At 34.6% G+C, this 22,434-nt stretch carries 33 protein-coding genes; 20 read left to right on the top strand and 13 right to left on the bottom strand.

All coding sequences use genetic code 11. The features are described from left to right. Nucleotides 1-31 precede the first annotated feature (31 nt). The 3 genes from NsoK4_RS00205 to NsoK4_RS00215 all read left to right on the top strand — a co-directional run bounded on the left by NsoK4_RS00205 (nt 32) and on the right by NsoK4_RS00215 (nt 1,258). Nucleotides 32-322, top strand: coding sequence for a hypothetical protein (locus tag NsoK4_RS00205; RefSeq protein WP_211687414.1), 291 nt, complete (start codon nt 32-34; stop codon nt 320-322). A 100-nt stretch (nt 323-422) separates the two neighbouring features. Continuing rightward, on the top strand, nt 423-980 hold the full coding sequence (locus NsoK4_RS00210) for a hemerythrin domain-containing protein (protein ID WP_211687415.1): 558 nt from the start codon (nt 423-425) through the stop codon (nt 978-980). Nucleotides 981-982: 2 nt separating this feature from the next. Then, nucleotides 983-1,258 carry a hypothetical protein gene (locus tag NsoK4_RS00215; protein ID WP_211687416.1) on the top strand — a complete coding sequence of 92 codons (276 nt, stop codon included), beginning with the start codon at nt 983-985 and terminating at the stop codon, nt 1,256-1,258. Nucleotides 1,259-1,283: 25 nt separating this feature from the next. On the opposite strand, the gene NsoK4_RS00220 is transcribed toward NsoK4_RS00215, so the two are convergent. From NsoK4_RS00220 to NsoK4_RS00245, 6 genes are all read right to left on the bottom strand, one after another. After that, nucleotides 1,284-2,675 (bottom strand): NAD-dependent succinate-semialdehyde dehydrogenase, encoded by a 1,392-nt coding sequence (locus tag NsoK4_RS00220; RefSeq protein WP_211687417.1) that lies wholly within the window; start codon nt 2,673-2,675, stop codon nt 1,284-1,286. A gap of 91 nt (nt 2,676-2,766) precedes the next feature. Further along, complete coding sequence (locus tag NsoK4_RS00225) at nt 2,767-3,261, bottom strand: universal stress protein (protein ID WP_211687418.1); 495 nt, start codon at nt 3,259-3,261, stop codon at nt 2,767-2,769. 17 nt (nt 3,262-3,278) lie between these two features. Next, nucleotides 3,279-3,794: a transcription factor gene (locus NsoK4_RS00230; protein ID WP_211687419.1), complete on the bottom strand. Its 516-nt coding sequence runs from the start codon at nt 3,792-3,794 to the stop codon at nt 3,279-3,281. Nucleotides 3,795-3,820: 26 nt separating this feature from the next. Then, a complete protein-coding gene (locus NsoK4_RS00235; protein WP_211687420.1) occupies nt 3,821-4,354 on the bottom strand; it encodes a tRNA (cytidine(56)-2'-O)-methyltransferase in 534 nt (177 codons plus the stop codon). After that, a complete protein-coding gene (gene hflX, locus NsoK4_RS00240; protein WP_211687421.1) occupies nt 4,344-5,453 on the bottom strand; it encodes a GTPase HflX in 1,110 nt (369 codons plus the stop codon). The genes NsoK4_RS00235 and hflX overlap by 11 nt, the downstream gene beginning before the upstream one ends. A 55-nt stretch (nt 5,454-5,508) precedes the next feature. Further along, nucleotides 5,509-6,555, bottom strand: coding sequence for a phosphate uptake regulator PhoU (locus NsoK4_RS00245; protein WP_211687422.1), 1,047 nt, complete (start codon nt 6,553-6,555; stop codon nt 5,509-5,511). Between the two features lie 91 nt (nt 6,556-6,646). Between NsoK4_RS00245 and NsoK4_RS00250 the strand changes: the two genes are divergently transcribed. Both NsoK4_RS00250 and NsoK4_RS00255 read left to right on the top strand, forming a co-directional pair. Then, complete coding sequence (locus tag NsoK4_RS00250) at nt 6,647-7,120, top strand: PUA domain-containing protein (protein WP_211687423.1); 474 nt, start codon at nt 6,647-6,649, stop codon at nt 7,118-7,120. Next, nucleotides 7,117-7,458, top strand: coding sequence for a nascent polypeptide-associated complex protein (locus tag NsoK4_RS00255; RefSeq protein WP_211687424.1), 342 nt, complete (start codon nt 7,117-7,119; stop codon nt 7,456-7,458). The genes NsoK4_RS00250 and NsoK4_RS00255 overlap by 4 nt, the downstream gene beginning before the upstream one ends. Nucleotides 7,459-7,539: 81 nt before the next feature. On the opposite strand, the gene NsoK4_RS00260 is transcribed toward NsoK4_RS00255, so the two are convergent. Continuing rightward, a complete protein-coding gene (locus NsoK4_RS00260) occupies nt 7,540-8,085 on the bottom strand; it encodes a type VI secretion system tube protein Hcp (RefSeq protein WP_249111067.1) in 546 nt (181 codons plus the stop codon). Nucleotides 8,086-8,223: 138 nt separating this feature from the next. Between NsoK4_RS00260 and NsoK4_RS00265 the strand changes: the two genes are divergently transcribed. From NsoK4_RS00265 to NsoK4_RS10070, 9 genes are all read left to right on the top strand, one after another. Further along, on the top strand, nt 8,224-8,550 hold the full coding sequence (locus tag NsoK4_RS00265) for a hypothetical protein (protein ID WP_211688744.1): 327 nt from the start codon (nt 8,224-8,226) through the stop codon (nt 8,548-8,550). 220 nt (nt 8,551-8,770) lie between these two features. Next, nucleotides 8,771-9,235, top strand: a complete 465-nt coding sequence (locus tag NsoK4_RS00270) for a hypothetical protein (RefSeq protein ID WP_249111069.1) — start codon at nt 8,771-8,773, stop codon at nt 9,233-9,235. A gap of 296 nt (nt 9,236-9,531) precedes the next feature. Next, nucleotides 9,532-9,981 carry a hypothetical protein gene (locus tag NsoK4_RS00275; protein ID WP_211687425.1) on the top strand — a complete coding sequence of 150 codons (450 nt, stop codon included), beginning with the start codon at nt 9,532-9,534 and terminating at the stop codon, nt 9,979-9,981. A gap of 17 nt (nt 9,982-9,998) precedes the next feature. Next, nucleotides 9,999-10,337: a hypothetical protein gene (locus tag NsoK4_RS00280; RefSeq protein WP_211687426.1), complete on the top strand. Its 339-nt coding sequence runs from the start codon at nt 9,999-10,001 to the stop codon at nt 10,335-10,337. Continuing rightward, nucleotides 10,334-11,665, top strand: a complete 1,332-nt coding sequence (locus NsoK4_RS00285; protein WP_211687427.1) for a UbiD family decarboxylase — start codon at nt 10,334-10,336, stop codon at nt 11,663-11,665. Before NsoK4_RS00280 ends, NsoK4_RS00285 begins: the two co-directional genes overlap by 4 nt. Before the next feature lie 47 nt (nt 11,666-11,712). Then, nucleotides 11,713-12,135, top strand: coding sequence for a hypothetical protein (locus NsoK4_RS00290; RefSeq protein ID WP_211687428.1), 423 nt, complete (start codon nt 11,713-11,715; stop codon nt 12,133-12,135). 1 nt (nt 12,136) lies between these two features. Beyond that, the gene (locus NsoK4_RS00295) at nt 12,137-12,628 is read left to right on the top strand and encodes an acyl-CoA thioesterase (RefSeq protein ID WP_211687429.1); all 492 of its coding nucleotides are present in this window, start codon (nt 12,137-12,139) and stop codon (nt 12,626-12,628) included. 48 nt (nt 12,629-12,676) lie between these two features. Next, nucleotides 12,677-13,090: a hypothetical protein gene (locus tag NsoK4_RS00300; protein WP_211687430.1), complete on the top strand. Its 414-nt coding sequence runs from the start codon at nt 12,677-12,679 to the stop codon at nt 13,088-13,090. A gap of 178 nt (nt 13,091-13,268) precedes the next feature. Continuing rightward, the gene (locus NsoK4_RS10070; protein ID WP_256438677.1) at nt 13,269-13,400 is read left to right on the top strand and encodes a hypothetical protein; all 132 of its coding nucleotides are present in this window, start codon (nt 13,269-13,271) and stop codon (nt 13,398-13,400) included. 19 nt (nt 13,401-13,419) lie between these two features. Here NsoK4_RS10070 and NsoK4_RS00305 read toward each other — a convergent pair whose 3' ends face one another. Next, nucleotides 13,420-13,617: a hypothetical protein gene (locus NsoK4_RS00305; RefSeq protein WP_211687431.1), complete on the bottom strand. Its 198-nt coding sequence runs from the start codon at nt 13,615-13,617 to the stop codon at nt 13,420-13,422. 82 nt (nt 13,618-13,699) lie between these two features. On the opposite strand from NsoK4_RS00305, the gene NsoK4_RS00310 reads away from it, so the two are divergent. Further along, complete coding sequence (locus tag NsoK4_RS00310; RefSeq protein ID WP_249111071.1) at nt 13,700-14,365, top strand: hypothetical protein; 666 nt, start codon at nt 13,700-13,702, stop codon at nt 14,363-14,365. 6 nt (nt 14,366-14,371) lie between these two features. Here NsoK4_RS00310 and NsoK4_RS00315 read toward each other — a convergent pair whose 3' ends face one another. The 3 genes from NsoK4_RS00315 to NsoK4_RS00325 all read right to left on the bottom strand — a co-directional run bounded on the left by NsoK4_RS00315 (nt 14,372) and on the right by NsoK4_RS00325 (nt 15,879). Continuing rightward, the gene (locus tag NsoK4_RS00315) at nt 14,372-15,052 is read right to left on the bottom strand and encodes a hypothetical protein (protein WP_211687433.1); all 681 of its coding nucleotides are present in this window, start codon (nt 15,050-15,052) and stop codon (nt 14,372-14,374) included. Next, entirely contained in the window at nt 15,052-15,426 is a 375-nt protein-coding gene (locus NsoK4_RS00320) for a hypothetical protein (RefSeq protein WP_211687434.1), read from the bottom strand. The genes NsoK4_RS00315 and NsoK4_RS00320 overlap by 1 nt, the downstream gene beginning before the upstream one ends. Nucleotides 15,427-15,513: 87 nt before the next feature. Then, nucleotides 15,514-15,879, bottom strand: coding sequence for a response regulator (locus NsoK4_RS00325; RefSeq protein WP_211687435.1), 366 nt, complete (start codon nt 15,877-15,879; stop codon nt 15,514-15,516). 161 nt (nt 15,880-16,040) lie between these two features. Between NsoK4_RS00325 and NsoK4_RS09985 the strand changes: the two genes are divergently transcribed. Together NsoK4_RS09985 and NsoK4_RS00335 are read left to right on the top strand one after the other, a co-directional pair. After that, nucleotides 16,041-17,537, top strand: a complete 1,497-nt coding sequence (locus NsoK4_RS09985; RefSeq protein WP_249111072.1) for a DUF5679 domain-containing protein — start codon at nt 16,041-16,043, stop codon at nt 17,535-17,537. A 27-nt stretch (nt 17,538-17,564) separates the two neighbouring features. After that, entirely contained in the window at nt 17,565-17,924 is a 360-nt protein-coding gene (locus tag NsoK4_RS00335; RefSeq protein ID WP_211687436.1) for a hypothetical protein, read from the top strand. Here NsoK4_RS00335 and NsoK4_RS00340 read toward each other — a convergent pair. Then, nucleotides 17,915-18,406, bottom strand: coding sequence for a hypothetical protein (locus tag NsoK4_RS00340; RefSeq protein ID WP_211687437.1), 492 nt, complete (start codon nt 18,404-18,406; stop codon nt 17,915-17,917). The genes NsoK4_RS00335 and NsoK4_RS00340 overlap by 10 nt on opposite strands. Before the next feature lie 321 nt (nt 18,407-18,727). Between NsoK4_RS00340 and hisI the strand changes: the two genes are divergently transcribed. Next, the gene (hisI, locus tag NsoK4_RS00345; protein ID WP_211687438.1) at nt 18,728-19,054 is read left to right on the top strand and encodes a phosphoribosyl-AMP cyclohydrolase; all 327 of its coding nucleotides are present in this window, start codon (nt 18,728-18,730) and stop codon (nt 19,052-19,054) included. Here hisI and NsoK4_RS00350 read toward each other — a convergent pair whose 3' ends face one another. Further along, nucleotides 19,055-19,639 carry a hypothetical protein gene (locus NsoK4_RS00350; RefSeq protein ID WP_211687439.1) on the bottom strand — a complete coding sequence of 195 codons (585 nt, stop codon included), beginning with the start codon at nt 19,637-19,639 and terminating at the stop codon, nt 19,055-19,057. Nucleotides 19,640-19,858: 219 nt separating this feature from the next. Here NsoK4_RS00350 and NsoK4_RS00355 point away from each other — a divergent pair, with 219 nt between their 5' ends. Both NsoK4_RS00355 and NsoK4_RS00360 read left to right on the top strand, forming a co-directional pair. Then, complete coding sequence (locus NsoK4_RS00355; RefSeq protein WP_211688749.1) at nt 19,859-21,073, top strand: threonine synthase; 1,215 nt, start codon at nt 19,859-19,861, stop codon at nt 21,071-21,073. Between the two features lies 1 nt (nt 21,074). Next, a complete protein-coding gene (locus NsoK4_RS00360; protein ID WP_211687440.1) occupies nt 21,075-22,415 on the top strand; it encodes a ThiF family adenylyltransferase in 1,341 nt (446 codons plus the stop codon). The last annotated feature ends 19 nt before the right edge of the window (nt 22,416-22,434 follow it).

Raw genomic sequence — 22,434 nt, forward strand, 5'->3', positions numbered from 1 at the left:
TATACTTAATTTAGAATAAGATTTCAAGAAATTGGCAGCAAAAAAGAAAGCTACAACAAAAAGAAAAACAGCAACCAAAAGAAAAGTTGCTGCAAAAAAGAAATCTACATCAAAAAGAAAACCTACCACTAAAAGTGCTAGTAAAAAAACAAAATCATCTAAATCAAAATCTGGTAAAAAAGCATTTGGTGGTTATGCAATTAGCTTTGCTGGACGCAAAGAAACTGTAGAGCAAGTTTTTGGTAAGAAACCTATTGCCCCAAGCGAAATGACCAAGAAGATCTGGGCATTCGTAAAAGCAAAAAGCCTTTCCAATCGTTAAAACAAATGGTTAACGTATAGAATCGTTAACTAATTCTATCTTTTCATTATTTAACTAAAAATAAAAAAGATATAGATACCGCATTTTTTTCTTAAACAATATGTCTACAGCATCATTACGAAAAGATCACGAACTTATTGAAAAAGTAATCAAAGCTATGGAATCAACTGTTCAATTACTTTCTGATGGGAAACAAATTCCTGAATCTATTTTGTTACCTGTAATTGATTTTTCAAAAAATTTTACAGATGTATGTCATCATAGTAAAGAAGAAAATTCTTTGTTTCCTGCATTAGAACAAGCAGGAATGCCACGAAATATGGGACCAATTGCTATGATGCTAATGGATCATGAACGTTCAAGAGAAATTGGAAAAAGCATGGAAACATCAGCAAAAGAGTATCTTTCATCAGGAAATTCTGGAAATCTAATTAATGATATGAAGCAGTATGTTGACCATATTACAGAACATTTGTGGAAAGAAAATAATAGATTGTTTATGATGGCAGAAGCTCGTCTACAATATGTATCTGAGAAAGTCGATAAAGAACTAAATGAAATTGAGGATTCAAAACTAAAAGAAATTGGAAAAGCTAGAGATCATTATGAAAAACTAGCAGAGAACCTGGCCAAAGATGTATCTGAACAAGGAAGTTAAGATTGGCACATAGTATATTTGGTGAAGTAGTAGGAGTACGAAAATTTACAAATGGGGATATTGAGATTGATTTCTTTCATGAGGATGAAATCACTGAATACCGTTATTCTTCAGATCCTAGTAGATTGAGTAATTTTCCAAAAGAACTAGCTGAGACTCTGGCATCGACATTGGCATCTGATATTTGCGTTGAAATATACTTTGAAGATGATGGAACTCCATCTTATGTTGAATTAGAAGAATGTGATTATGATGAAGACGATGATGAGGACGATTAACTCCTCAAAATCTAGTTAAATTAGATCATTCAACATAGTGATGATGAGTTAGATTATCATAAAATCTAACTGATTTGATATTTACAAATTCTAGCATTCCGTATCTTGATAACTCTCTTCCAAATCCACTGTGCTTTATTCCTCCAAATGGGATTCTAGGATCAGAAATTACTACATTATTTACGCTGACTATTCCTGATTCAATTCTTCTAGACATTTTTTCAGCTTTTGCCAAATCTTTTGTCCAAATGCTTGCACCTAGTCCAAACTCTATATCATTTGCAAGTTTTATTGCTTCACTTTCATTTTCGACAATTGTGATTGGGGCAACAGGACCAAATGTCTCTTCCTTTGCAATTCTCATATCTGGCTTTACATTTGTGAGGATAGTGGGTTTGTAAAAATACCCTTTACCTTCAATTTCTGATCCTCCCAAAAGAATTTCAGCTCCTTTTTGTTTTGCATCTTCAACTATTCCTGAAATGGTATCTAAACTATCTTTGCTAGATAATGGTCCTATATCAGTTTCAATTGACATTGGATCGCCTACCTTTAGTTCAGATGCCTTTTTGATAAACAATTCAATAAAGTCTTTAGCAATATTTTTTCCAACAAAAAATCTTTTTGAGGCTACACAACTCTGACCACAGTTTATGAATCGCCCTTTAACTGCACCTTCTGCTGCTTTTTCAATAATTGCATCATCAAGAACAATGAAAGGATCACTTCCTCCTAATTCCAAAACACATTTTTTCAAATTAAGAGCCGCTCTTTCACCAACTTTGGCACCTGCATTTGTACTTCCCGTAAATGTAACCGCATTAACATCTGAATCAATAAGGTGATTTGCTGAATCTACACTTCCAACAACTGTTTGAAATATTCCATCAGGAATGCCTGATTCGGCAAATGCTTTCTCAATTTCTATTCCTGATTGCATTGTTACGCGAGATGGTTTCATTACAATGACATTTCCTGCCATCAGGCATGGTGCGGCAAATCTAAGTGCCTGCCAGTATGGAAAATTCCATGGCATGATTGAACCGATAACCCCAAGTGGCTCAAATGTTAGAAAGCTTTTTCGTGCATCTGTATTTAGTACCTCGTCTGAAAGAAAACTATCTCCATGGTCTGCATAAAACTCCAAAGCCCAGGCACATTTTTCAACTTCTCCGATTGACTCTTTGAGCGCTTTACCCATTTCAGAAGTAGCAATTTTTGCAAGATGTGTTTTGTTCTTTTTTAGATATTCAACTAAATTGTAAATGTAACTTCGTCTTTTTTCATAATCTTTCTTCCATTCTGGAAATGCTCTTTTTGCTTTTCCAACCAGCTCAAATACCTGATCTTTTGACATTGCATCGTATTTTGCAATCTCTTCTTCAGTTGCTGGGTTTACTGTTGCAATTTGACTCAAGGACTTATCAACAAGTTCCTCCTTATTTATTTTGTAACCTATTTTTCAAAAATTGGTAAATTTCTGATCATCTTGATTGTTCAAAAATCCTTTACTTTACTATCATTACAGGAGATTTGGCCTTATGGATGACATAGTTTGAAACACTTCCCAAAAGTATCTCTGTTGTTGGGCCTTTTCCCCTTGAACCAATAACTATCATGCCGATTTTGTTCTTTTTAGAATTCGAAAATTTCACAATATCGCTTCCTGGATTTCCTTTTATCACTTGACCTGAAAATCTTATTTTATTTTGCATACAAATCTCTTTAGCCTTTGCAATTATTTTTTCGCCATATTTGATAATTCTTTTCTGAAATCCTGCTGGTTTCAATGAAGATAATGGCTGAATGATTTCTATTAATGGAAGCGATGAAATATCACTTGGTATGACATAGATTCCGACTATTTGAGACTCTGTGTATTTTGCTAAATTGATTGTCTCTTCTAATGCTCTAAAAGAATTTTTTGAACCATCTAATGGAACTAGTATTTTTTTAATTGCTTTTTTTGGTATTTTTTTACTTGATTGTTTTTTACTAACCACACTAATCATCTTTAAATTTAGAATGTTTGTTGCATATCTTTTTTGATCTCATCGATTTTCTTTGAATATGCTTTCTTTGATTTGTCATTCTTTTTTAAATTCAAAACATTGCCACAAGATGGACATTTGAACATACCTTCTAATGCATCCTCAAATGTTACTCTTGGACAATCTTCATTTCCACAATGGTAAAAATCTGAAGCGTTCTCATAATCTAATCTTTGCTGTAGTCTCTCTGTGATTTTCTTTTTTTGATTTTCAATAAAATTCTCTACCTCTTCTCTTCTTGTTCTCCATCTATAAACAAACCATCCCTTTCTTTCATCTTTGACTCTGATTCCAGTGATTAACGATTTTCCAAATAGATCATAGAGAACTTTTCTGACCATGTTGATTCTCAATCCTGTGGAGCTGGCAATTTCCTCATCTGTTGCATCTTCAGCTTTCAAAAGTGATCTAGCTACTTTGAGATACTCATCTCCCCCAATCATGGATGCTATTCGAACAAAAGGATCCTCGTATTTGTCTACCAACTCTAATGAGTCCTGATTTTCTACTATTAATCCCTTGTTTCGTTAACTAGGACATTTTTGCCTTTTTTTGTAGGTATGATCTTTCTTGTGCCTCCAGAAAAATCAGCCTTAAACTGCTCTCCTCTCTGAATCCTGTCTAAAAGTACTGCAAGAGCACTAATCTCTGAATGGGGTTGGCTGCCAACCCCCACATTATAGTCAGATAATTCGTAAATCTCCCTGGGAACTTTTTCTGCCCCCACCACAATAAGCAATTTTTCTTCATTTTCTAGTTCCTTTTGAGCGGCATTGATGCTTTCTCCATACATGGTAAGATGGACAATCTTGAATTTTTCTTCTTTTTTCATTTTTACAATTGATCTCCAACTATCAATAAATTCCACTAAAAATTTCCCTCCCCATGTTTTATTTATTTTCTCAATAGTGTCTCTAATTTCTGGATTGACTTCTGTCATAAAGATCTTTGATGCCCCAAAGGCACGTGCAACTAGTGCTACATGTGTTGTCACTCTGTCATCTCTTACAATCCTTTGGCCGATTCTTACAACTTCAATTTCCATATGATGCTTCAAACTCCGTTTTAATTTTGGGGGAATTTTGATTTTCTATAATATTTTTAATTAGTATTTTTAATTCATTTACATTCTCTCCTGTTTTTGAGGATACAGAAATTGTTTTTTTATTATCTTTGAGATTTAATATTTCTGTTTTTTCATCAATCTGTTCTTGTTGCATTAGATCTGATTTATTTAAAACAAAAATTATTCTATCTCTTTCAACTTCTAATTCACTTAATGTTCTTATACAGCTTGAAAATTTTTTCTTCAAATCAAATATTGAATCACTAACATCAATTACAAGAATAATAACGTCTGTGTGAAGCAATTCTTCAAGAGTTGATTTGAATGCATCAATCATGTATGCAGGAAGTTTGCTAATGAAACCCACAGTATCTGAAATTAAAAACGGCTCACGATCAATTGTTACTCTTCTAGTGGTGGTTGAAAGTGTAGTAAATAATTCCTTACTCTGTTGCCTTGTTTCACCTGTTAATCTGTTGAACAATGTTGTTTTGCCTGCAGATGTATATCCTGCAAGTGAAATTGTCTTAAATCCTTGTCTTTTTCTCCCTTGTCTGTGTAGTTCTCTTTGTTTTCCAGCTTTTTCAAGCTTTGATCTTATGGTCTGCATTCTATGTTTGATGTCATTATAGTAAACATCTACCTCAAACTTTCCAATTCCCATAAATCCTGGTTGTTCACCCATACTTGATAGACGAACCTTTTCTTTTGCTCTTGCCATCTCATATCGTAATTGAGCTAACTTTACCTGTAGCTTTGATTCTGCACTTGATGCCCTTCTCTCAAAAATTTCTAAAATCAGTGCTTCTCTGTCTAAAATCTCTCTGTGTAAAATCGATGCCAAGTTATAATTTTGATGCGGCTTTAGAATTTCATCAAAAATTATAACATCTGGTCTTAGTTTTTCTACGACTTCTTGTAATCTTTCTAAAACCCCCTCACTAATTCCATATTTTGGTTTTTTAAGAAAATCTTGCTTTATTGTATGGACAATCTCATATCCTGCTGCATCACATAGGCCTACTGCCTCTGTAATGGCATCTTCTTTGTCATAAGTGATTAAAATCGCTGAATTCATTTAACTAATTCTCCATCAAAATAGCGGTTTAAACTTCTATCTTATTTCAACAAAATCAGTTATTTCTCTTCAAAGTCTTTTCAATGTTCATATTTAGAACAATTTCTGCAATATCACTGGCATACTCTGAAATCCTTCTGATGTTTTCTGTAATTCGTCTTATCCTGTAAATCTCTTCATCATCTTTGAGTGATTTTGATGCATCTCTTACTTTTTTCTCAAATTTTGTGATTTGGGTTGTTTTTTCAATTGTTTTTTCAGCCTGAACATAATCCTCTTTGAATAAAGCAAGGCATGAATCATCTAAAACTGAAAGAGAAAATTCATTCATTTCTTGAATTCTATTAATAATTTCCTTTTTGATTGGTTTTTTGAATTCTATGATGTCTTTTGCTACAAATGCTGCATGATCTCCTGTCCTTTCAATGTTTTTTACCACCAGTCTGTATCCTAAACAATCTCTTGGATTTCTAAATCCCATTTCATTTAACATGTGTTCATTTTGAATTGCAATTTTTAGTTGACGAATAATATAGAATCCAAATCTATCAACTTCATCATCAGTGTTTATTACTTCTTCGGCAAGCTCCAAATTATTTTCTTTTACTGCAAGAATTGCATCACTGGACATTGATTTTGCAAGATGGATCATTCTCTTAAATGCTCCATCAACTGATAATTCAAGCAGATTTACTAGAACCTGAACTGTAATCCCAGTGGTTGAATCTGAAATTATTTCAGAACCCATGAGCATTCTTTTTACTGCTTCTTTTACTATGGTTCTCTGGTTTGGATTCAGTCTTCCTGTCTTTGGTTTGACATTAATTGTTTTGAATCCCAAAAAGTACAATGAAATTAATTTTCTTACAATTGAGGAAGCTATCTCTTCAGCATCTATCTCAATAGTTGCATCTTCCTTCTTCTGGGCTCTAGTCTCAAATTTTGGAGGATACAACTCAAGAGTAGATGATCCTTTTCTGACCATCCTGATTTGATCTCCTTGTTTCAAACCCAAATCAGTAATCCATTGTTTTGGTAATGAAACTATGTATGATGACTTGCCTGTAAATTGAATTTTCCTTGTTTCCTCTCTTTCTTCCATAAAATACGGTTTAATTTGCTATCTATATAGTTAAAGATTCAAAATATATGGCTCCATTGAACTAATATTTAGAATAGATCGCACTACTGTCATGGATCAACATCTAAAGTTGAAGTATACAATAGATGCACTGTTTGGAAATGGAGTTTCAAAATTTTTACCAAAAGATATTGAGATGACTTTTTCAAGAAAGAATGGTAGAATTAAAACAGTTTCCCATAAAGGAAAACTATTGTGCACTTTGAGAATTGATGGTGGTTTAGCAATCAGTCCTTATTTTGCGCAACTTTTACTGCAAAGCAAAAAATTCAAAGAAAACTGTTTAGAAGTTAACCAAGATGCTGCCCCATTTGTTGAAGAAGGAAGATCTGTTTTCTGCAAACATGTAACTTGGGTTGGAAAAAATATCCAAATCTCTTCAGATACGCCGGTTTTGTACAAAAACAAAGTAATTGCTGTTGGAAAAGCCGTTTTGTCCTCAGATATGATTTTAGATTTTAAACATGGAATGGCAATCAAAGTCAGAGATAGTTTAAAAAGTCGTAAGGAGAAGTTATCATCATGATGCGTGGCGGTAATCGCGAAATGCGAAGAATGATGGACAAGATGGGACTTGATATGAAAGAGATCCCAAATGTTCAAGAAGTCATCATCAAGACTGACAAAAAAGAGATCATTTTATCAAAACCCTCCGTTACAGAAATGAAAGCCAAAGATAACTCAATTTTTACAGTAACTGCAGATTCTTACGAAGAAAGAGAATTGGAGGTGCCTGTATTTTCTGATGAAGACATTCAACTAGTTAGCCAACAAGCAGGAGTTGATGAAGAAAAGGCAAAAAGTGCTCTGGAAGAATCTAAAGGTGATCTAGCAAGGGCGATCTTGTTGCTAACCACTGGATAATCTTGTAGCTTCTAAATTGAAAATCTGCTAAACTGAATTGCTTGTTGACCTGTTTGGAGTCTAAATTTTGGAAAAAAGAGATTATGCTGGCGGCCTTTCAACAGTAAATGTAAATTCTACTGGTTCGCCAGATTTCTTTTTGTTCTCAAATGGCTGATATATTACTCTGATTTTTTCAAAATTCAGAGAGATGTTTTCTGTAAGCCTATCTTCTCCACTAGAGCCTCCAGTTGAGACACTAGTGATTAAAACATTTTCTAGAGTATATGTCAAGTAAGCTTCATTTCCAGAGTAATCTCTATCCACTACAGATATTTCTGCACTACCAATATGTTTTCCAATTGTAAGTGATTTAAACAAAATTGGAGTTGATTTATCAATGAATTTTGTTACAAACACATCTTGTACATTGACCTTTCCTCCTCCAGTGGGAGATGAACTAGATTGTGATGCTCCCCATGACCATGCCAAAACATCGATTTCGTCTTTATGCTTCTTGTCTTGCGATTCGCCTTCTATGCCATCAATTTTCATGAACATATCTACTGCTGCAAATGCATTGTCATACATGATCCCGCCCAAAAGAATAGAACTTACTAGAATTCCAGCCAAAATAGTTTTCGTCATTATGATTATGAATTTAAGAAATTAATTAAATCTGATCCTATTTTGCGATCAATTTGTCGACTGTTCTGTTTTTTGATATGTTTTGACTTGAGTGAATGATTTAAGTAATGGATTTAAAGAATTTGAGGCATGAGTAGCATGGCTGAATCAAAGGTTACTGGCATTATCCAGTCCCTAAATGGTCTAGAAGATGACTTAGATTCACTAAACAGCAAAGTAGCTGACATGAAAAAACAACTGAACACCAAAGCACAAAACGAGGTTGAAAAACTACTTGAAAAAACCCGAGAAATGGCTACAAAAGAGGCTGAGGTAATAATCAATGCCTCTAAAGAAAAGGCTAATGCAGAATCAGCAAAAATTGCTCATGATGGTGAATCAAAATTGGCTGAAATTCAATCAAAGATCAATGATAACTTTGATGAAGCAGTGAATCATGTCGTGTCAACTGTTTTGAAGGCATAAACCTAAATCTAAGATTTTATCATCAAAAATTATCGATCCATTACTTAATACTCGTATTGGAATTGCGACCACGTATGGCAAACCCTATTATAGATTTTCAAATTCTCTTAAGATCCTAAATCTCACATTTGATTCTATTTTACCAAAAGACATTCCAAATTATTGGGGGCATCTGGTATTAACAACCAGAAAGGAAGCGCCATTTGAATGCAAAAAACCAATGTTACATGAAGAGATTTTTGAACAACATCCAACCGTAATTAGAGGATTGATGATTCAAAAACTCGATTTGGGGTTTGATCAGGAAGAACTTGTGATAGGGATAGATCCTGGTCAAAGAATTGGACTGTCTATATTCTATTTTGGGCGAGAAATAGAGAGCTCATTTCATTCCTCTGTGGATAATGTAGTGATGCATATTATTCGAGTATTGGGAGGGTTGAGGGCAAAAAGGAAAATTGTCAAAATTGGTGATGGAAACATGAATGTTGCAAAGCAAATTGGAAACTTGCTCAATCTAAAATTTTGCTCCTCTTTTGAATTAGAATTTGTTGATGAGAGAAAAACTAGTCCTAAAATCAAAAATTTCAATCAAAGAGGGAAACGAGATATGCTTTCTGCAAAATACATCTCACAAAGAGATGGATATCGACATTCCATCTTGCCTCTTTCTATTACCGGTTAACAATATTATTCTAAAAATATGTTTTGATGAATATATGATTTTATTATATTTTTTACATCTTTTTAGATAAAAGATGAAATTTTTGTTCAAACGACTATATTGCTATGTGTTAATTTTTGAAAAAATCCAACCATACAATAAGCTATACATATTTATTGAAGATTTTTTCGTTTTCATTAAAACAAATCATGATGATCGATTAAAAAATTAAAATTATTACAAGTAATTAGAACAAATTCTCTAAAAATTATCGATCCATCCTTATATACTTATGAATTCTATATTAGACTACAAAGATGACTTGTAAAGGAATTTGTGTAAGATATAAGGCTCAAAAGCCCGTAGGAACCGGAAGATATGCTTCTGGACAACGTCGATGCCAAATTTGTGAAATATTCATCAAATGGGAAGGTCTTTGGTGTCCATGCTGTGGATACAGACTCCGAACAAAGCCACGTAATCTGAAATACAAGGCTAAACTTCGTGCTAGAGTTGAGGCTGATTCTATTGAAGCAAAAGCAATTGCTGAATCACCTGAAATTGAAGAAGTTGCAGAGGTTAAAACAAAATCAAAAGCAAAGACTTCAAAACCTAAAACAGCAAAGAAAACCAAAGCAAAAACTGCATGTCAGTATTGTGACAAATTGTTTGTAAATAAAGACAAGCATGAAAATCGTTGCAAGAAAAATCCAAATGCTGAAGTTAAAGCCTCTCCAGAGACTGAATCAATAGCAATAAAAGCATAAGATTTGTTCAAAGTTTATTGAACTCTCCAAATGGGTTTTGTCAAAAAACCGTCAATTTGGAGGGCCGTAGTTTTTCTTTACAGATCCAAAAATTTGAAAATGGATTTTTTGTATCTATTTCAGAAGGGCCTAGTAGATTAGGCTCTATGGTAGTTTCATTGTCTGGTGGACCCACTCCTGTTACGACAACCGTAATTCCATCTAGAAGCGAATCACTTTTCTTAAAACTAACTGCTGAACGGATTAGCAGCAGGATAAAAGGAATTGCCATAGTGTCCTCATTTGTGCAAAAAGAATTAGAGACTGATACTGCAAAAGCCTTAATGTCAGAAATTATGGAGATGATTGAGAAATGACTGATTTACGGAATTATATGGCAATTATCAAAAAAAATCATGAATTAAAGACTGTAAAAAAACCCGTATCTATAAAATACGAAATTGCTGGTATCACTGCAAAATTAGATGGCTCACATGCAGCTTTGTTTGAAAATATCAAAGAAAGCAAATTTCGCCTTGTTTCAAATTTAGTTGGAACTAGAAAAAGATTTGCTCTTGCAGTAAGCAGTAAAGAAGAAACAATTCATGAAAATATGATCAAAGCTATTAAAAAAGCAAAAAAACCAAAAATCATCTCTTCTGGGAAATTTATGGAAAATAAATCAAGGGATTTGTCCATCCTTCCAATCGTTACACATTTTGAGAAAGAATCTGGTCCATTCATCACTTCTTCTATAGCATATGCAAAAAATCCTGAAACTGGTAAACAAAATTCTTCTTTTCATAGAATGATGCCTATTGACAAAACCCATTTTTCAATTAGAATGGTTGAAGGGCGGCATTTGCATCGCTGCTTTATTGATGCAAAAGAACATGGTGAGGATCTTAAAATTGCCATTACTGTTGGCGTACACCCTGCTGTGTCAATTGCTGGAGCATATCAAGCTGAATGGGGAAAAGACGAAATTGACATTGCAAATTCCCTTTTGGAAGGAAAACTCACTCTTGCTAAACTCCCCTTCACAGGTTTGAATGTACCTTCTGGTGCAGAAATTGTTATGGAGGGAAAAATTCTCAAAGACAAAACACATCCTGAATGGATGGTTGAAATGCTTCAAACATACGACCATCATCGCCCTCAACCTGTTTTCGAATTAGAAAATTTGTTTTTTAGAAACAACCCTATTTTCCATGATGTCCTGTCTGGTTTTTCAGAGCATCGCTTACTGATGGGAATGCCTATTGAATCAAAACTGAATGGAGATTTGAAAAAGGCATTTTCTCAGACAAAACAAGTTTCAATGACTAACGGCGGTTGTAATTGGCTTCATGCAGTAGTTCAAATAAAAAAGAAATCTGAAAGCGATCCAAAAAAAATTATCAAAAAAACATTCGAGTCTCATCGATCACTCAAGCAGGTAACTGTTGTTGATGAAGATATTGATCCTAACAATGCTGAATCAGTAGAATATGCCATGGCCACAAGATTTCAAGCAGACAAAGACCTTGTAATCATCAAAAATGTGAGAGGCTCAAGCCTAGATCCTTCAAGTGATCAAAAGAAACTACAAACAGCAAAAATGGGAATAGATGCCACACGCTCTCTCACAAAGAGGCCCGAGGGATTCGAGTTGGCAAAAATTCCTAAAATTGATAAAATAAAATTAGAAAATTATTTCAAATAATCTGCTAGACTGATTAGATTAAATGGGATGGTTCCCATTGTATTTTAATGGAGAACAAATCTGAAGATTATTTTAAGAAATATTTGAAAAATGTCACAAAAGAACAATTAACTCAATTTTATGAGGATGTTGAATGGACTCCATTTCCAGTGTTAGTTATTGAAGAATACCAACGAAGATTTGATATCCAAGATAAAAAAGAAGCAGCAAAAAAATTAAAAATTGCTCAGCTCGCAAAAGAAAAAACTAGAGAACTTAGAACCTTGGCAAAAAAACGAGGTTCAGACGTTTCAAAAATCCTACGTACTGAGAGTGGAAAAATATCAAAATCTGTAGAAAATACAAAACGACTAGTAAACTCTGAAAAAAATCTCTTAATTTTGGAAAAACTAGGAGAATTAAACAAAAAAGGAATTATCAGCAATAAAGAATTTCAAGACAAGAAAAAGGAGATACTAAAACGAATCTAAAATGTCAAATGAAAACACAATAAAATCAGAAAAAAGCCCTGACGAATCTCATGCTGAAGTAATTGTCAGAATGTTTCCTTCTGATGCCAATCCTGCAGGAAATGTCTTTGGTGGAGAAATTTTAAAACATATAGACATGGTTGCAGGAATTGTTGCCCAGAGACATTCGCAATCCAATGCAGTAACAGTTAGCATGGATAGTGTGAATTTCATAAAGCCCGTTTATGTTGGAAATGTCTTGAAACTAAATGCACGAATTAATTATGTTCACAACTCCTCAATGGAGATTGAAGTGAGAGCCGAAGCTGAAGATATTGTTTCTGGAATGAGAACAATTACTGGTACTGCATTTGTGACTTTTGTTGCCCTTGACAAAGATGGTAGACCTACTCATGTCCCAAAACTTTTACTGAGAACCGATGATGATAGAGCCAAATTTGAAGAGGGAAAGCAGAGAATGCAAGAACGATTGAAAAATCGAAAGAAGGCATAACTGGGTTTAAAGGAATAATTTAAGAGTCGCAATATGCCTTAAACAGTAATGTCTGAAGAAAATTCAAATGAATGGGATTCTCTGTGGCAAGAATATTCTAAATCTCTAGAAAACTGGAAGAAACTTTTCGAGCAAATGCAAAGTGCAAGTAATGACATGCAAGCCAAGTTTAATGAGGTTTGGGAAAAAGCTACCAAAGAATCCAGTGCTGAGACCATGAAACTATTTGGAGAAAACTGGCAAAATGCCCTCACCGAGGCTGGTATGAAATCATACAAAGAATTTGGTGAAGCTTGGCAAAAAGCACTAAACGATTCAAACACAGCAGCATTCAAACAATTTGCAGAAAACTGGCAAAAAACTCTTAGCTCGTCTGGAATGGATCAAATGCAAGCTTATGGCGAAATGATGAAAAAATTTGCCGAAACTTGGAACTCCATGTGGCCAAAATCTCAATCTTGACATAAATTGAGAAAAAAAATCTCCTCTTTCTTTGTACATATACAATTGAAAACATGATTACTTTTGGAGTACAACTTATTTTTAACTAAATCACCTTTTAAAATAATTAAAAACTCACTTTATTTTCAGAAATGATAATTTGAACTGATTTAATATCTCACTTCTTGGAAACCTAACCATGTCAGAAGATAACGAAACTGAGAAAGCACAGAAAAAAGCAGAACAAGAGGAAATGAAAGAAGAAGCTCATCAGCTTGAATTAAAATCAAATTATGAATCTGATGAAGAATATGAAGAATCAGAAGACTAGAAATTTTATGTTTTGATTTCTATCTTACTGAAGCGCGTTTTTTTGTTACTTTTCTAGCAGGCCTGGCAGGCTTTGCCTTTTTTGACTTTGATTTATCCGTTGCAATACTTTTACCTTTTTTCTGTGCTTTCCGTCTAGCTGAATTTCTTGTTTTTTCAACTTTTTGCAGTTTTTCTAATTCCTCAGAATCGATTTTTCGGGTTTTGCTTGTTGCCATGAGATGTAAGTGTCATTGAAATTTATAAGATTTTAACAAAATTCTGTAAAAGAATTAAAACATGCTCAATTTGGTAGATATTGTGCAAAATCAATGTTTTATAGAATTGTCTAGCTTTAATGATTTTGCTAGATTTGTTTGTGCGTTTAGGGAATATCCTCTTAGAGTATTTTCCCATGATCTTAATGGCACTCGTGTTCTATCAAGTAATTTGACCTTAGCAAACACCCTTGTTTTGTTTTATACTCCTATGGCAAAATTTGGCCGATACATTTCATATCAAGTTTCATTACGAAATGAAATATGTGATATCGTTGAATCTACCAAAAATGTCTCTACATATGCTCCGATAATTCACATGGAAAATGATGTGTCTCCTTTAACAACTGATGACACTACCCCTGATGTGTTTCATCCAGTTAGGGTTCAGGATTTAGGAAGCCTGGCTCGACTAACATATAATCCTGAATTTCCTGAAGAGCCAAATCTTACACTGTATGCTCTGCCACATAATAATTCCTGGATATTAGGATACATTACCTCAATTGACATGGATGAAGTATATTACCAATTCAATTATGTTGAATTGGATTCTGAACCACTAAAGCCCTTTGTAAAATATCAAGGACATTTGGGAAAGGATCCAGAATTTTCGGACTCCTTTGAACATGGATTTTCTTATATGCCAATCATCAAAATAAAATCTGAGCATAAAATTTTTGGATTTGAAAACAAAGATTCTGATTAATACAAATTATTTCCACTGAGTCATTTCCTGGATTTTTTTTAATGAATCTGTACAAATCCTTCTAAGAACTGGAATGTATATCTCAGACAAATATGCAATTTCGTATTCTTTTTGATTTATCTGAACAAAGGTTGAAGCAGTAACTTGTTTTTCATTTATTTTTGGCTCATTTTTTGTTACTCTCTTGTGATTTATAACCTCCAGAAAAACTGGCATATTTCTTTTCATTTCTATTTCCAGCTCTTCTTTAGATCTTATCTTTCCATTTGCTAAATTAACTAAAATCTCTTGATTTGGATCATCTGAATAACGTTCTTTAGATCTCATCATGATTTTCATTTTTGGCATTTTCTTGAATTTGTTTGCAAATTCTATAACTTCTCTCATAAACTGAGGATATGGATTTTTGTGTTCTTCATCCATTTTATTTTCAAACCAATTTACAAAATCCAAAGCTTTATGATCTTTTTTCTGAATTGCTTTTTCTTTAAATTTCTCCTTGTTGATCTCACCTGATACAAATAATCCAAAATCATTATTTGCTTCTTCAAAAATTTTATTGTATACTGTTCCTATTGATTTTACAAATAAATTAAAAAAATGCTCTACATAAAATGGATCAGGATCAAAATGCTTTATTTGGTTTAAGTTGTATTTGCATTCATTGATTCTGTCTTCTATATTCATTATTCTTTAGTCGCATTTAGAAATTTTGATTGTTTTTTCAAAGTATGTGATAATTCTTTAAAAATTTCATTAACACTCACATCAACAAGATTTATTGTGGCATTTTCAATAACGATCTGTCTTTCAAACTTTTCTTTTATTGCAAATGAAACTGATGACCAATGTAGTGTCCCTTTTAGTTGTTCTTCCACAGTAGTGTTTGTTGTTGGAAAATTTGCAGGCGAAAAAACAATTCCATTAGTCCACTGCATAGTTGGAATTGCCCCTCCTGATGACCTTGTACTAAATGCAATCTGCTTTACCCAATCATCAAATTTGTATTCGATTACTTCGTGAATAACTAATTTTTTCCATGGTTCTATAGAAATTTCCAATTCACTTTCAAATCCTAAAAACCAATTATAATCTTATTTGTATCAGTTAATGATTGAATTTTGGGCTTTTGATATGTGGTTTTTCTATCAATTTCCAAAAATACTTGAAATTGTATTTTTTAGAACATCTATTGAAAATGGCTTGTAAATTACACCATGAATTCCAGCATTATCTAATTTTTCCTTTGTAGTGTTTGACAGATCTGCTGTAACTGCAACAATTTTTGCCTGCGAATTTAACCCTTTAATTTTTTCAATAACATAGAATCCATCAAACTCTGGCATCATAATGTCTGTAAAAATTACATTTGGCTTTAATTTTTCATATATTTCCACTCCGTCTTTTCCATTGAAAGCTGTTCCTATCACGTCCACTCCTATTGTTTCAAGTAACTCTTTGAATATCTCCATGATTAACTCATCGTCTTCTATTACTATTGCCCTTGGATTCATACTGTGTGTGAAATTTTATCTATATTTATGAGAATCTCTTAACATCATACTTTTGTTATTTTCAAATATTACATTTAGGTTAGCCAAATATCATTTCTACCCCGATTTGCATCAATAATGTCTCATTGCTTATTTACTAGGAATTCATCAGTTCTTTTTGTATGGTCAAGTGGGCAGATTATCTCATTTCTGAAGTAAGTTATGATTCTGCTCATTTGATTTCCAGGGCTAAGAGACACAAGGATTCTGAAAAAGGAGTTGAACACGGAAAAGTAGTTGATAGATTAACTATTGCATCAGATATTAAAAATGGATTAGATTACATTACAATTTACAATAATAATTCTACTTGGAAACGAGGACGTAAAATACGTACATTTAGAATCAAAGGCGAACCGTACGTCCGAATAGATGAAAACAAGGTTGAATTAGATAATTTAGGTGACATCCCAGAGGTTCTTTCTGTAGATGAATCCCAACCACAAGAGGAAGAGGCCACACCAGAGCAACTAGCCAGACTGGAGCAACTAGAAAAACAAATCCAAGAACTAGAATCACAACCAGAAAAACCAACTCCTAGTCCCAGAGGCACTCTGCCAAAACAGACAGCAGAAGAACTTCCCCAGGAATTAGACCTTGCACCAGAACCTGTATCAGAACCTGTATCAGAACCTGTAACAGAACCACAAGAGGAAGAGGCCACACCAGAGCAACTAGCCAGACTGGAGCAACTAGAAAAACAAATCCAAGAACTAGAATCACAACCAGAAAAACCAACTCCTAGTCCCAGAGGCACTCTGCCAAAACAGACAGCAGAAGAACTTCCCCAGGAATTAGACCTTGCACCAGAACCTGTAACAGAACCTGTATCAGAACCACAAGAGGAAGAGGCCACACCAGAGCAACTAGCCAGACTGGAGCAACTAGAAAAACAAATCCAAGAACTAGAATCACAACCAGAAAAACCAACTCCTAGTCCCAGAGGCACTCTGCCAAAACAGACAGCAGAAGAACTTCCCCAGGAATTAGACCTTGCACCAGAACCTGTAACAGAACCTGTAACAGAACCTGTAACAGAACCTGTAACAGAACCACAAGAGGAAGAGGCCACGCCAGAGCAATATCAGAAACTATCTGATCTGCAAAATCAAATTGATGAGCTTGAAAATGTATTGTCTATTGCACAAAAACAAACCGAATCATATGTTTCACCATCACAAGAGGAAGAGGCCACACCAGAGCAATATCAGAAACTATCTGATCTGCAAAATCAAATTGATGAGCTTGAAAATGTATTGTCTATTGCACAAAAACAAACCGAATCTACAGAAGAACAACTAAAACGCATAAAAGAACTAGAAAAAGAAATTGAAAAAGTAGAGGCTGCAGATATTGAACATGAAATCATTCAAACTCTACGTAGACAGAATCAAAAATTAGATGATATTGAAAAAAGAATTCATGAAGAAAAGCCTTCAAAAAGCAAAGAAATCACTCCAAGCATTCCAGAAGCATATTGTGTAAAATGTAAAACTAAACGCATCATAAACAACCCTGAAGAAACAATCATGAAAAATGGTCGTCCTGCAATTAAGGGAAGATGTTCAGTATGTAATTGTAAAGTGTTTAGAATAGGAAAACTAAGGAAAGATTTGTAAACATTTATCCATTTTGTATGAACTAACTTGAAAAAATTTATTGTACTAGTTTTGTCTGCAATTAGCATTACAGGAATTATTGGAATTCCTATGGGTGATCCAAAATTTTTTCTTCAGGCAATTAGTCTTGAATCTGCTTTTGTTGCTTTAACTATACTTTCTTTGAAAAAAATTAGATATGCACTAATCCCCAATATTGTAATTGGAATTATAGTAATAACTGGAAATACTGTCTCCCCTCAACATATTGATATTATGACAACTCTTGACCCTATAGGAAATGCAGTAGTATTGATAATTGGAGGTTATGTTTTACAGACACTACTTGTGTCTTTTAGTATTGTTTATCTAAAAAATCTTAAAAATAAAAAAATCTCTCATATCTGACTTGTTTGCCACGCTTCATTGAATTTTTTTATTGCTTCCTGATACGCTTTAATCGAGTCATCTCCTGATGTTTTGAGAAATCTTTCCCACTGATCATTGAATTTTTTTATTGACTCGATGTTAGTTTCCTTGAAAATATTTTCAATCATTTTTGTTTGCTGTTTAATGTATTCAGGCCCAATCTCTTCCCATGTTTCTTCCCAACTTGAACTGACCTTTTTGAGTAGTTCTGCATCTGATTCTAATGCTCTTTGGCAAGCATCATGATATGTCATGAGTGTCTCATTTGTGGCCTTTTGCCATTGTGCCAGGGATTCTTTCCATACACTCAATGCAGAATTGTATTCTCTCCAGGCTTTCTCAAACTCTGGCTTTGAAGATTTTGGTTTTGCCTTGGTTGTGGTTTTTTTTACAGCTTTTTTTGCAGTTTTCGCCTTTGGCTGCTTTTTTGTAGTCTTTTTTGATGTCTTTTTAACTGCCATATTTCAAATTCAAAAAGGTAGATGTTAAATCTTTCAATAATTCTTGACATATGAAATGCCTATTTTTTGAACTTTGAGGCACGAGAAAAACTAGGCTTGTATTCTTCTTCTTTATTTATGAACAATTTGTAGTGCTGTTCACAAAGATTCCTTTTTTCTCTGAAACTAATCTTTACTGTTTGGACTGCCTTCATCTTGCATTCTGAAATACTGCATTGCACAATTACATCTGAGTCTATACGCTAATAAAATTTTGAAATTATACTATTACCTTCAACTCTAAATGAAAAAAGTCAATAAGCCCAAAATCTCAGTTTTGACATGAACAAATCAATTGATGATATAGATTTTGAAAAAAGTGGCGGATTGGTTCCTGTGATTGTTCAGGATGCAAATACAAAGGATGTTCTTACCTTGGCATATTCAAACAAGGAATCACTTGAGCTTGCAAAAAAAACAGGCAATTCCTGGTTTTGGAGTCGTTCGCGAAACAAACTTTGGATGAAGGGAGAAGAATCTGGCAACACTCAAAAAATCAAAGAAATTCTAGTTGATTGTGATTCAGATGCAATAATCTATCTTGTTGAACCATCAGGCCCTGCATGTCATCTGGGCAAACGTGTTTGTTTTCACAATAATTTAGATTAGCTAACAAACTGGTTTTGTGTAACTGTCTTCATCTCCTGGAAGAATTTGATCAGTTATTTCAAATTTCAAATTTGGATAATCTGTTCCCCTAAAAACAACTGTCCAGTTCCCTATGATGTCATCTGCTGAACATATTCCTCTTGTTTTGGACAATTGTGGTGAAATATAGTAATTGAATACATTTTTCTTTGCTCCATCAAATGGGATTGTTTGGTATACTGAATAATGAGTATCATTTAATGGTCTTAAAAAAGCGACTTGGCCTTTTTCTTGATAATCCAATCCTCCAATTACTAGAAATATTTTTTCACCAAGCACATACTTGCTTCTATCTATCTGAAATGGTCCTGAGGTGATCCACTCTCTTGGAGCAGGAGAATATTCATTTTCATCTACTATTTTTTCAATCTCGTCTAGCTTTTCCTGAACTTCTGGTGTGATTTCTTCTTCTGGTCTCAATTCCCTGTCTAAGACATCCTCAACTTCCATAGAACCAGAATCTTGGCTTGTTGCAAAAATAATTCCTAAAATTATGATAGTAATTCCTATTCCTCCGGAAATCCCAACTATGGATGACTTTTTCATATCTGTTGCTTTTATCAAAATCTCTAAAAACCTTGCTTATTTTTAAAATATTTACAAAAAATCAATTATTCTAAAATTTTTCTCTGAATTCTTTGCATATCTGGAGATTTTTTGGATAATAGAACAATTTTTTCATTATATTTTTTATATGGTAAAGTTTAGTATTACTTAACTTGATATTAGGATTTTTTATGTATGCTCTACGAGGAACAATTGATCTTGACTAGAACATCATTGCAATGCCGAGAATGCAAAAAACAGTATGATACTGCATTCAAGTATATCTGCGATGACTGCTTTGGCCCGCTGGATGTAAAGTATGATTTTCCCTCACTTTCAAAGGATACCTTTTCTAACCGTGAGCACACATACTGGAGATATTTTGAATTATTGCCAATAGAAAACAAATCAAATATTGTATCAATTGATGCTGGGATGACGCCGTTAACAAAGGCTGAAAATCTTGGCAAAAAATTAGGCCTAAACAACCTTTACATCAAAAACGATTCTGTAAATCCAACATTTTCATTCAAGGACAGACCAGCTGGTGTTGCAATCTCCAAGGCAAAGGAATTTGGATTGTCTGCAGTTGGATGTGCATCAACTGGCAATCTGGCATCAGCTACTGCTGCACATGCTGCAAAAGGAGGATTCCCATGTCATGTATTTGCTCCAAGCAATATTGAGATGGCAAAAATTACACAAGCTCTCTCTTATGGTGCAAACTATATCGCAGTTGATGGGACATATGATGATGCAAACAGAATTGCAGCTCAGATTGGCGATTCCAAAGGAATTGGAATTGTAAATATTAACATGAGATCACACTATGTTGAAGGATCTAAAACTTTGGCCTTTGAGGTTGCAGAGCAACTTGACTGGCAAGTGCCAGACCAACTTATTGTTCCTGTAGGCAGTGGTGCAATGCTAAATGCAATATGTAAGGGATTTGAAGAACTACAGTCCGTGTCTTTGCTAGGTGATGTATCTAACATGCACATGATTGCAGCACAACCACATGGATGCGCTCCAGTAGTTGACGCATTTAAGAAAAACTCCAAGGACGTGATCCCCGTTGAGAATCCTGATACCATTGCAAAGAGTCTTGCAATTGGCGATCCTGGCGATGGACGCTATGTCCTAAAGAGACTGGCACAATACAACGGATTTGCCGAAGAATCAAACAACAAGGAAATCTTAGATGCAATATTATTACTTGCAAAGACAGAAGGAATATTCACAGAGCCTGCAGGAGGCGTATCTGTAGCAGTATTGCAAAAGATGGTAGAGCAGGGCAAAATCGACAAAAATGACAAGGTGGTCTGCTATGTCACCGGAAACGGCCTCAAGGCAACTGAATCCATCATGGAAGTACTGCAAAAACCTCAGATTATGAAGGCAGACATTAATGAAATCTCGGCGGTAGTAAGCTAGAATGGCAAATATCATATTTACAATTCCATCTGTCCTAAATTCTGGAGGAGGAGAGAAAAAGACTGACATTTCAGCTGACTCTTTACAAGACGCATTTGCAAAAATCTCAGAAATAATGGGAGATGACTTTAAGCGCAGAGTACTGGAAGGTGACGGGACACCTCGCTCTCTGATTAACATCTACATCAATGGCAAGAATGCAAAATTCTCTGATGGAATGAACACTGCACTCAATGACGGTGATGAGGTGTATATCTTGCCTGCAGTTGCCGGCGGTTCTGAAGAACTATCAAAAAAGGAGCTGGACAAATTTTCCCGTCAGGTAATGCTTGAGGAGATTGGGTATCAGGGACAGCTAAAACTAAAGAATGCAAAGATCTGCGTTGTTGGAACAGGCGGTCTTGGCAATCCAATAACATCAAGACTTGCTGCAATGGGTGTTGGAACTCTGAGAATAGTTGACAGAGATGTCATAGAACTATCAAACCTGCACAGACAGACAATGTTTGATGAGGACGATGTGGGCCAGGTCAAAGTAGAGGTTGCTGCAAAGAAACTGCAGAAACTAAACCCTGATTGCAAGATTGAGGCACTGGCAGTATCTGTTAATGACTATACAGCACTTGAAGTAGTTGAAGGATGCGATGTTGTAGTTGATGCACTAGATAGCGTCAATGCAAGATATGCACTGAACAAGGCCTGTGTAAAGTTTGGAATTCCATTTGTCACTGGCGCTGCAGTTGGAGTATCAGGCCAGATATTTACCATATTGCCTGGCACCAGCGCATGTTACCATTGCATGTTTCCTGCACTTGATGAGGACACAATGCCTACGTGCAGCATTGAAGGCGTTCATCCATCCATCTTGTCCATTGTTGGAGGAATCGAGGTTGCCGAAGCCGTCAAGGTTGTGATGGGAAAAAAGCCAAGCTTGTCTGATAAGATACTGCATGTTGACATTGAGAATCTGGACTTTACCACTACTCGCACATTTAGGGCAGAAGAATGTCCCGTATGTGGATCTGGCAAATCAGAAGAGGCTGTAAAAGAGGAATTACTCCTAGAGGAATTATGTGGCAGGAATCGCGGCAAGAGAACATTTTCAATTACACCAACTAGCACATTTGATCTTGATGTTGATACGGTAACTGACATTGCAAAACAAAAGGGGTTCTTGGTTGAAAATCAAGGAGAGATGGGACTGTCACTTCGTACAAATGAGATGTCTGTTAGCTTTATGAAAAAGGGCTCTGCAGTAGTTGTTGGCCCAAAAGACGAGCAAGAGGCAATATCATTATACAACGAGCTGCTCGGAAAAGAGACAATCAAAACGGCAAATTAATTATCTAGCTCTTTTCAAA

The sequence above is a fragment of the Nitrosopumilus sp. K4 genome (assembly GCF_018128925.1).
GTDB lineage: Archaea > Thermoproteota > Nitrososphaeria > Nitrososphaerales > Nitrosopumilaceae > HKST03.

Coding starts and splice junctions, on each gene's coding strand:
- NsoK4_RS00210 (WP_211687415.1), top strand. CDS start 423: ATGTCTACAGCATCATTACGAAAAGATCACGAACTTATTGAAAAAGTA.
- NsoK4_RS00235 (WP_211687420.1), bottom strand. CDS start 4,354: ATGGAAATTGAAGTTGTAAGAATCGGCCAAAGGATTGTAAGAGATGAC.
- hflX (WP_211687421.1), bottom strand. CDS start 5,453: ATGAATTCAGCGATTTTAATCACTTATGACAAAGAAGATGCCATTACA.
- NsoK4_RS00245 (WP_211687422.1), bottom strand. CDS start 6,555: ATGGAAGAAAGAGAGGAAACAAGGAAAATTCAATTTACAGGCAAGTCA.
- NsoK4_RS00250 (WP_211687423.1), top strand. CDS start 6,647: ATGGATCAACATCTAAAGTTGAAGTATACAATAGATGCACTGTTTGGA.
- NsoK4_RS00255 (WP_211687424.1), top strand. CDS start 7,117: ATGATGCGTGGCGGTAATCGCGAAATGCGAAGAATGATGGACAAGATG.
- NsoK4_RS00260 (WP_249111067.1), bottom strand. CDS start 8,085: ATGACGAAAACTATTTTGGCTGGAATTCTAGTAAGTTCTATTCTTTTG.
- NsoK4_RS00265 (WP_211688744.1), top strand. CDS start 8,224: ATGGCTGAATCAAAGGTTACTGGCATTATCCAGTCCCTAAATGGTCTA.
- NsoK4_RS00270 (WP_249111069.1), top strand. CDS start 8,771: ATGTTACATGAAGAGATTTTTGAACAACATCCAACCGTAATTAGAGGA.
- NsoK4_RS00275 (WP_211687425.1), top strand. CDS start 9,532: ATGACTTGTAAAGGAATTTGTGTAAGATATAAGGCTCAAAAGCCCGTA.
- NsoK4_RS00285 (WP_211687427.1), top strand. CDS start 10,334: ATGACTGATTTACGGAATTATATGGCAATTATCAAAAAAAATCATGAA.
- NsoK4_RS00290 (WP_211687428.1), top strand. CDS start 11,713: ATGGAGAACAAATCTGAAGATTATTTTAAGAAATATTTGAAAAATGTC.
- NsoK4_RS00295 (WP_211687429.1), top strand. CDS start 12,137: ATGTCAAATGAAAACACAATAAAATCAGAAAAAAGCCCTGACGAATCT.
- NsoK4_RS00300 (WP_211687430.1), top strand. CDS start 12,677: ATGTCTGAAGAAAATTCAAATGAATGGGATTCTCTGTGGCAAGAATAT.
- NsoK4_RS10070 (WP_256438677.1), top strand. CDS start 13,269: ATGTCAGAAGATAACGAAACTGAGAAAGCACAGAAAAAAGCAGAACAA.
- NsoK4_RS00305 (WP_211687431.1), bottom strand. CDS start 13,617: ATGGCAACAAGCAAAACCCGAAAAATCGATTCTGAGGAATTAGAAAAA.
- NsoK4_RS00315 (WP_211687433.1), bottom strand. CDS start 15,052: ATGAATATAGAAGACAGAATCAATGAATGCAAATACAACTTAAACCAA.
- NsoK4_RS00325 (WP_211687435.1), bottom strand. CDS start 15,879: ATGAATCCAAGGGCAATAGTAATAGAAGACGATGAGTTAATCATGGAG.
- NsoK4_RS09985 (WP_249111072.1), top strand. CDS start 16,041: ATGGTCAAGTGGGCAGATTATCTCATTTCTGAAGTAAGTTATGATTCT.
- NsoK4_RS00340 (WP_211687437.1), bottom strand. CDS start 18,406: ATGGCAGTTAAAAAGACATCAAAAAAGACTACAAAAAAGCAGCCAAAG.
- hisI (WP_211687438.1), top strand. CDS start 18,728: ATGAACAAATCAATTGATGATATAGATTTTGAAAAAAGTGGCGGATTG.
- NsoK4_RS00350 (WP_211687439.1), bottom strand. CDS start 19,639: ATGAAAAAGTCATCCATAGTTGGGATTTCCGGAGGAATAGGAATTACT.
- NsoK4_RS00360 (WP_211687440.1), top strand. CDS start 21,075: ATGGCAAATATCATATTTACAATTCCATCTGTCCTAAATTCTGGAGGA.